Here is a 6,261-nt window from a genome sequence, read left to right on the forward strand (position 1 = left end):
TTGAAATACGTAATAAAGAAGCATACTGATAGTTATGAAAGAGTAGGTGAACAATAGTGGCTTTAGAAGATAATAAAGTCCAGCAATCTTATGATGCGGATCAAATACAAGTATTAGAAGGATTAGAGGCTGTTCGAAAACGTCCTGGTATGTATATTGGTTCAACAAGTTCAAAAGGATTGCACCATTTAGTTTGGGAAATTGTTGATAATAGTATTGATGAAGCTTTAGCAGGTTATTGTACAGGAATCACAGTAACAATTGAACAAGACAATTGGATTCGCGTAGAAGATAACGGTCGTGGTATTCCCGTAGATATTCAAGAAAAAATGGGTATGCCTGCTGTTGAAGTAATTATGACAGTACTTCATGCCGGCGGTAAATTCGGCGGCGGAGGCTACAAAGTATCAGGTGGTCTTCACGGTGTTGGTGCTTCTGTAGTAAACGCATTATCAAGTCAGACAATTGTTCAAGTACACCGCGATGGCAAAATCCATGAAATTATTTTTGAGCGCGGTCAAACGGTTCAGAAATTAACGGTCATTGGTGAAACAGACCATACAGGTACAACGACTCGCTTTAAAGCTGACAGCGAAATATTTAAAGAAACAACAGTTTATGAATACGATATTTTAGCGACACGTATCCGTGAACTGGCCTATTTAAATCGTGGCATCAGCCTTACAATTGCAGATGAGCGCATAGGACAGGAACGTTCTGAAACATTCCACTTTGAAGGTGGTATTCGTGAATATGTTGAGCATATAAACGAAAATAAAGAACCTATCCATGTACCGATTGATGTGTTAGGCGAAAAAGAAGGCATTACAGTTGAAATTGCTATGCAGTATAATGCAGGCTTCAGCTCAAATATTATGTCTTTTGCAAACAACATCAACACGTATGAAGGTGGTACGCACGAATCAGGCTTTAAAACTGCCTTAACACGTGTTATTAACGACTATGCACGCAAAGCAAACTTGATTAAAGAATCGGATGCCAACCTTACAGGCGAAGATGTTCGTGAAGGTTTAACGGCAATCGTGTCAATAAAACATCCAGAACCTCAATTCGAGGGTCAAACAAAAACAAAACTTGGAAACTCTGAAGTAAGCCAGATTACGAATGCTTTATTCTCAGATGGATTTGAACGTTTCCTGCTTGAAAATCCATCGGTTGCACGCCAAGTTATCGAAAAAGGTACAATGGCGGCACGTGCGCGTGTAGCAGCAAAAAAAGCTCGTGAATTTACACGTCGTAAATCTGCACTTGAAGTTTCAAGCTTACCAGGTAAGTTAGCAGACTGTTCTTCAACAAACCCTGCTGAATCTGAAATTTACATCGTAGAGGGTGACTCTGCCGGCGGTTCTGCCAAATCAGGCCGTGACCGTCATTTCCAGGCGATCTTACCGCTGCGCGGGAAAATCCTTAACGTTGAGAAAGCACGCTTGGACCGTATTTTATCGAATGCCGAAATCCGTGCGATGATTACAGCATTCGGTACTGGTATTGGTGAAGAATTTAATTTGGAAAAAGCACGTTATCACAAAATCGTAATTATGACGGATGCCGATGTCGATGGTGCACATATTCGTGTGCTATTGCTGACATTCTTCTTCCGATTCATGCGTCCATTAATCGAAGCGGGTTATGTATATGCAGCAAAACCGCCGCTTTACCAGGTGAAACAAGGGAAACATGTTGAATACTGCTACTCAGATCAGGAGTTAGAAGATATTTTAAACCGTCTTCCGAAGTTACCGAAGCCTAATGTACAGCGTTATAAAGGTTTAGGGGAAATGAATGCAACACAATTATGGGATACAACAATGGATCCAGAGCACCGTACTTTAATTCGAGTAGAATTGGATGATGCAATTGAAGCAGATAAAATTTTCGATCACTTAATGGGTGATGAAGTTGCACCTCGTCGTGATTTTATCGAAGAAAATGCAGTATACGTGCAAGACTTGGATATTTAACATCCTTCCGCGGGTTTTTAACACCCGCAGAAGGATGCAATTATGCTCGGACATAATTGATTAGTTAGTGCAATTGGAAGGAGGTCCTTATTTTGTCTGACATTCAGCATGGACATATTGAATCTAGAAATATTACAACAGAAATTAAATCATCTTTCTTAAGCTATGCGATGAGCGTAATCGTTTCGCGTGCCTTACCAGACGTGCGTGATGGACTTAAACCGGTACATCGCCGTATTTTATATGGTATGCAGGAGCTAGGAAATACTTCAGATAAACCATATAAAAAGAGTGCCCGTATCGTAGGGGACGTAATGGGTAAATACCACCCTCATGGTGACTCATCAATTTATGATGCAATGGTGCGTATGGCACAAGATTTCAGCTACCGTTACATGTTAGTCGACGGCCATGGTAACTTTGGTTCAGTTGATGGCGACGGTGCTGCAGCAATGCGTTATACAGAATCACGTATGTCAAAAATCGCGATGGAAATGTTGCGCGATATTAATAAAGATACGATTGATTATGGACCAAACTATGATGGCAGTGAAAACGAACCTTTAGTATTACCGGCGCGCTATCCGAATCTATTAGTAAATGGTGCTTCTGGTATCGCAGTAGGTATGGCTACCAATATTCCGCCCCATCATCTTGGAGAAACGATTGACGGTGTATTAGCAGTAGCAGATAATCCAGGCATTACGACGGAAGAGCTAATGGAAATTATTCCGGGACCTGATTTCCCTACAGGGGGAATCATTCTAGGGCGCAGCGGTATTCGCCGTGCTTATGAATCGGGCCGTGGCTCTCTGACAATTCGGGCTAAAGTAGAAATTGAACAAGCTTCAAACGGCAAAGAGACAATTTTAGTGCACGAATTACCATATCAAGTTAACAAAGCTAAACTAATTGAAAAAATAGCGGAGTTAGTACGCGACAAAAAAATCGACGGCATTACAAATTTACGTGATGAATCTGATCGTAATGGTATGCGTATCGTTATTGAAGTACGCCGTGATGCAAATGCAAATGTCGTACTGAACAATTTGTTTAAGCAAACAGCAATGCAATCAAGCTTTGGTGTAAATATGCTTGCGCTAGTTGATGGACAGCCAAAAGTATTAGGTCTAAAAGAAGTGCTTTATCATTACTTAGAACACCAGAAAGTAGTTATTAAACGTCGTACTGCATTCGAGCTTCGAAAAGCAGAGGAACGTGCACATATTTTAGAAGGTTTACGTATTGCGCTTGATCATATTGATGAAATTATCTCTATTATCCGAGCTTCTCGCAGCGGTGAAGAAGCAAGACCTCAATTAATGGAGCGCTTTAATTTATCTGAACGCCAGGCACAAGCAATTTTAGATATGCGTCTTGTGCGTTTAAGCGGATTGGAACGCGAAAAAATTGAGGCTGAGTACCAAGAACTTCTTAAGTTAATCGATGAATTAAAAGCGATTTTAGCTGACGAAGCAAAAGTAGTCGAAATTATCCGTACAGAAATGACGGATATTAAAGAGCGTTACAGTGATGATCGTCGTACAGAAATTACAGCGGGCGGTTTAGAAATGATCGAAGACGAAGATTTAATTCCTCGTGAAAACTCGGTACTGACATTAACACATAACGGGTATATTAAACGTTTAGCTGCGAACACGTATCGCTCACAAAAACGTGGTGGCCGTGGTGTGCAAGGTATGGGGACGAATGAAGATGACTTCGTAGAACATTTATTATTCACTTCTACACACGATACAATTCTTTTCTTCACTTCAAAAGGGAAAGTATTCCGTGCAAAAGGATATGAAATTCCGGAGTTCGGTCGCCAAGCGAAAGGACTGCCAATTGTAAACTTATTAAATATCGATAAAGGTGAGCATGTTACTGCAATGATTCGAGTAACAGAGTTTAAAGAAGATGCTTACTTTATCTTTACTACAAAAACAGGGGTAACGAAACGTACACCTGTTGATCAGTTTGCAAATATCCGTACGAATGGTTTAATCGCCATTACATTACGTGAAGACGATGATTTAATTTCTGTTCACTTAACGGATGGCACAAAAGAAATTATTATCGGTACAAGCGATGGTATGTTAGTACGATTTAAAGAGGACGATATTCGTTCGATGGGCCGTTCAGCTGCCGGTGTACGTGGTATTAAGCTTCGTGAAGGTGACTTTGTAGTAGGAATGGAAATTCTTGAGCCAGGTCAGGAAATTTTAGTTGTCACTGAAAATGGTTACGGTAAACGTACACCTGAATCCGAATACCGTTTACAAAGCCGTGGCGGGTTAGGTCTTAAAACGATGCAAATTACTGATAAGAACGGTAAAATGTGCGCGGTTAAGGCTGTGGATGGATCAGAAGACATTATGTTAATTACGATTAATGGTATGTTAATTCGTATGGACGTAAATGATATATCTGTTATTGGCCGTAGTACACAGGGTGTTCGTTTAATCAGACTTGCTGAAGGCGAACATGTAGCAACTGTTGCGCGGGTGAAAAAAGAAGATGATGCTCCGGATGAAGAAGAAATGGATTCTGAAACTGAAGAAGAGTCAAATTCAGCTATAGAAGAGTAAATTGAAAAGTAATCTAGTTAGTTTAGACTATCTAGATTACTTTTTTTGGTTGTAATTTATTTCCCATTCGTTATAATTAACGTTAATATGAAAAAATTAGTAGTTATTTAGAAAGTATAAGAATTTATCCTTACTTAATAACGGATAACGAGCTTAAGGGGTTGTGAAATTGGAAGCAATATTGATAAGAGTTGAGGAATTGCGATTAGGTAAAGTAATTGCTGAAGATATTTTTGCCAATACACAATATCCGATTATCTATAAAAATACAAAAATAAAACCAGAGCATTTACGCGTGTTTGAACTATTTAATTTAAAAACAGTATTAGTACATAATGAAATTGAAGTTGCAGAAACGGAGATAATTGAAGAAACATTAGATAGTCCTACAGTAGCGTTACCTTTACAGCAATCCACAAGTTTCGAAAAAACTTATTTTGATGGAATCGGACAATTGAAAAAGGAATTTTCAAATTGGGAAGCCGGCGGAAGAGTAGATCTGACAAAAGTAAGAAATATATTGATTCCGTTAATGGATATGGTTTTAGAAAATCGCTCTTATATATTTGATTTGAACAGTTATTCGAATGCAAAGGATTATTTATACCATCATTGTATAGCTACAGGTTTAATTGCAGCAGTCATTGCGAAGAAAATGGGATATGAGCGAGGGTATACGATTCAGCTGGCCATCGCCGGAATGTTGGCAGATAGTGGCATGTCGAGAATTCCCTCACGTATACGGGATAAGAAAAGCGTTTTAACAGAGTCCGAATTTGGGGAAGTAAGAAAGCATCCTTACTATAGTTACTTACTAATTAAAAATGTAACAGCTATAAAGGATATTATGAAAGTAGCTGTTTATCAGCACCATGAACGTTTGGATGGCAGCGGCTATCCAAAAGGTGATCGTAACGGATCTATTTCAATCTTTGCCCAAATTATTGCGGTAGCAGATGTATTCCATGCAATGACCAGTGAACGTATGCATCGTTCAAAGCAATCTCCTTTCAAAGTAATCGAGATGATTAAGGAAGAGGAGTTTGGAAAATTTGATATTAAAGTTGTTCAAGCTTTAATGAATATTGTCGTTGATTTACCAATAGGGACGAAAATTGAATTATCGAATTTAGAGCTGGGTGAAGTAATGTTCATCAATAAATACTCACCTACACGTCCACTTGTAAAATTATCACGTACAGGAGAAATGGTGGATCTTTCTTCTAATAGAAGTTTCTATATTTCGCGTATCATTACTCAAGGATATAAATCGAACTAATTGATCGTTAAGGGGCTGTTTCTTTATTTAAAGAAACAGCCCCTTTCTATATTAGTTTTGCCTGGATAAACACACTTAAAATAAAAATCGAAAAACATCGAATAAATTGTTGACGATTATAATTTCAAATGTTATTATATTTAAAGTCCTTACAAGATAACATCTTTTGAAAGATATACATTAAAAAAGTATTGACTTTAGTTGAAGGATGCTGTAACATAATATGAGTTGTCGCATCAAAGAGAAATGCTTCAACAGTAAAAAACTTTTCATTAAAAAGTGTTGACAAACAACACGAAATAATGATAAGATATAAGAGTTGTCACAGAGGCAACACAATGAACCTTGAAAACTGAACAAGCAACGTTAATGAAACAAGCTTCTTAAATGAAGCAAACAATAGATTTCA

General features: G+C 38.3%; 3 protein-coding genes. All 3 read left to right on the plus strand.

Features of this window, described 5'->3' with window-relative positions; genetic code table 11:
• Positions 1-56 precede the first annotated feature (56 nt).
• The 3 genes from gyrB (at position 57) to ABS917_RS09435 (ending at position 5,852) form a co-directional block, all read left to right on the plus strand.
• A complete protein-coding gene (gyrB, locus tag ABS917_RS09425) occupies positions 57-1,982 on the plus strand; it encodes a DNA topoisomerase (ATP-hydrolyzing) subunit B (RefSeq protein ID WP_350478728.1) in 1,926 nt (641 codons plus the stop codon).
• 92 nt (positions 1,983-2,074) lie between these two features.
• On the plus strand, positions 2,075-4,573 hold the full coding sequence (gene gyrA, locus ABS917_RS09430) for a DNA gyrase subunit A (protein ID WP_350478729.1): 2,499 nt from the start codon (positions 2,075-2,077) through the stop codon (positions 4,571-4,573).
• Between the two features lie 163 nt (positions 4,574-4,736).
• Positions 4,737-5,852: an HD-GYP domain-containing protein gene (locus ABS917_RS09435; RefSeq protein WP_350478730.1), complete on the plus strand. Its 1,116-nt coding sequence runs from the start codon at positions 4,737-4,739 to the stop codon at positions 5,850-5,852.
• Positions 5,853-6,261: the final 409 nt, after the last annotated feature.

The sequence above is a fragment of the Solibacillus sp. genome (assembly GCF_040273735.1).
Taxonomy (GTDB): Bacteria; Bacillota; Bacilli; order Bacillales_A; family Planococcaceae; genus Solibacillus.